The sequence below is a fragment of the Geomonas diazotrophica genome, assembly GCF_018919385.1.
Lineage (GTDB): Bacteria > Desulfobacterota > Desulfuromonadia > Geobacterales > Geobacteraceae > Geomonas > Geomonas diazotrophica.
The window spans coordinates 1-324 of sequence record NZ_JAHLMF010000048.1 but is presented as its reverse complement, the minus strand read 5'-3'; the positions used below and the strand labels follow the sequence as shown (position 1 = coordinate 324).

General features: G+C 53.1%; 1 protein-coding gene. It reads left to right on the top strand.

What is annotated here, in order from left to right:
• On the top strand, positions 1-324 hold a 324-nt coding region (locus KOM00_RS20505; protein WP_216500871.1), incomplete at both ends, for a tyrosine-type recombinase/integrase.

Genomic DNA, 324 nt, shown 5'->3' with positions numbered 1-324 from the left:
CCAGGACAAGCAAACCCTGAAGACTGCATTCAGGAAGCGTCAAATCTTCATTACCAAGGCGCTGAGACAACGCCTCGACGTAATCCTGAACCGCTCCGAATCTCCTTACGTCTTCACTATGGAGGACGGCGCACGATTCAACAGCTCTCGGTTCTGCAAAGTATGGAAAAAGGCCGTTGACGCTGCCGGGATCACCTATTTCACTTCCTACTCGGCGCGACACTCCTTCGCAGCATGGAGCCTCCTGGTCGGGATCAACCCGCTAAGACTCGTCAAGCTAATGGGCCATGCTTCGAAACAGATGGTCTATGAGGTGTATGGGAA